This window comes from Flavobacterium selenitireducens (assembly GCF_014748335.1).
Taxonomy (GTDB): Bacteria; Bacteroidota; Bacteroidia; order Flavobacteriales; family Flavobacteriaceae; genus Flavobacterium; species Flavobacterium selenitireducens.
This window is the reverse complement of sequence record NZ_JAAVIY010000028.1, coordinates 1-2304: the sequence shown is the minus strand read 5'-3', so window position 1 is coordinate 2304 and position 2304 is coordinate 1. Positions and strand designations below refer to the sequence as shown.

At 51.8% G+C, this 2304-nt stretch carries 1 protein-coding gene; it reads left to right on the top strand.

Translation table 11 applies throughout. The features are described from left to right. The coding region (locus HC229_RS16475; RefSeq protein ID WP_191021599.1) for a beta strand repeat-containing protein at window positions 1-2304 on the top strand (2304 nt) is incomplete at both ends.

Sequence of the window (2304 nt, the reverse complement as noted above, 5' to 3'; positions counted from 1 at the left end):
CGGGAACGCCGACGGTTGTTTCTGCGAATGCAACTTACACGGTTACGGCTACGAATGCAGGCGGAAACGCAACTTTCGATATCGAGATCGCAGTCAATCCTGCAGCACCTGCAGCCTTGAGCTATAACACTCCGAATACGTTTATTGTAGGAACCGCGATTACTGCTTTGACTCCAACGGTTACCGGAAGCGTCACCTCTTATAGCATTTCTCCGGCTTTGCCTGTGGGATTGTCATTCAATACGACAACAGGAGTTATCTCAGGAACGCCTACGACTGCCACTACTCAGGCCACCTATACCGTTACGGCGATCAATGCCGGCGGAAGCACGACATTTGGCGTCGTGATCACAGTTAATATGCCGGCTCCGGGATCATTGAGTTATCCGAGCCCGAACATATTCACGGTTGGTACGACGATTTCGCCAATGTTTGCGGGAATAAACGGCTTCGTAATCGGATTTTCGGTTTCCCCAGCATTGCCGGCAGGCTTGACGTTGGATCCGATTTTCGGATTTATTTCCGGAACGCCAACCGTGGTTACCGCTACGGCGACATATACTGTTTCTGCGTTCAACCTCAGCGGAACCGTGTCGTTTGGAGTGGTCATTACCGTGAACGACGTGGCTCCGACGAGTTTGACGTATACCACACCTAACGTGTTCACGGTTGGAACGTCCATCACGAACCTATCGCCGACGGTTACAGGAAATGTGGTTTCCTACAGCATTTCTCCGGCTCTTCCTTCCGGATTGAGTTTTAATACCGCGACCGGTGTGATATCCGGAACTCCGACCGCTATTACCGCAACGGCTACCTATACTGTTACCGCTACAAATTCCGGCGGCAGCACGACGTTTGGTATCGTAATTACGGTAAATGATGAGGCTCCGTCAGCGTTGAGTTATAATACGCCGAACGTCTTTACCGTGGGAACTGCGATAACTTCGTTGACACCGACGGTTACCGGAGACGTTACGACATATGCCATTTCCCCGTCTTTGCCTGCGGGACTGTCGTTTGATACCGGAACGGGAATCATTTCCGGAACTCCGACGTCGGCTTCAGCCCAGACTACTTATACCGTTACCGCTTCGAATTCCGGCGGAAACACAACTTTTGACGTCGTAATTACAGTCAACGAGGCGGCTCCATCTGATTTGACTTACAATACGCCAAACATATTTACGGTGGGGACGGCCATTGTGGTATTGAACCCGACGGTTACCGGAAGCGTGACATCGTTCAGCATCTCTCCGGCTTTGCCTGCGGGATTGTCTTTTAACACGACCTCTGGCGTAATTTCCGGGATACCGACGACGGCTTCCGCGACAGCGACGTACACCGTTACGGCCCAGAACGTCAGCGGAAACGCAACTTTTGGTGTCGTAATTACGGTAAACATGCCGGCTCCGGGATCATTGAGTTATACGTCTCCCAATATTTTCACTGTCGGGACCGCAATCACATCTTTATTCCCGGCCATTGTCGGATCGGTCGATACTTTTACCGTTTCGCCTGCGCTTCCTGCCGGTCTTTCCCTTGACCCGACATTCGGGATCATTTCAGGAACGCCGACAACAGCGACCACGACGGCTACTTACACGATTACAGCCGCGAACGCCAGCGGAAGTTCATCGTTTGGCGTCGTGATCACGGTAAACGATCAGGCTCCTGCGACGTTGTCTTATACGAATCCTAACGTATTTACGGTCGGATCGTCCATTACCGCATTGACGCCGACGGTTACCGGAAACGTGACGTCTTACGCCATTTCTCCAAGTTTGCCTGCTGGATTGAGCTTCAACACGACGACAGGAATTATTGTTGGAACGCCAACTTCGGTTACGGCTCAGGCGACGTATACCATCACTGCCACGAATTCCGGCGGAAGCACAACGTTCGGTTTGGTCATTACCGTTAATGACGCGGCTCCTGTTGCCTTGAGTTATCCGACGCCGAACCTGTTCACTGTCGGAACATCGATCGTGCCATTGAGTCCGATCGTTACAGGAAACGTGGTTTCGTATAGTATTTCACCGACGTTGCCTGCCGGACTTTCGTTCAATACGACAACGGGCGTCATTTCGGGAACTCCTACAAACGAAAGTGCAGCTGCGACTTACACGGTAACCGCAACGAACACCGGCGGCAGCATAACATTTGATCTGACGATTACCGTAAATGACTCGGCTCCGACGGCGTTGAGCTACACGACTCCGAACGTCTTCACGGTTGGAAATGCAATTGTCGACCTCGTTCCGAACATTACCGGAAGCGTGACCTCTTACAGCATTTCTCCGA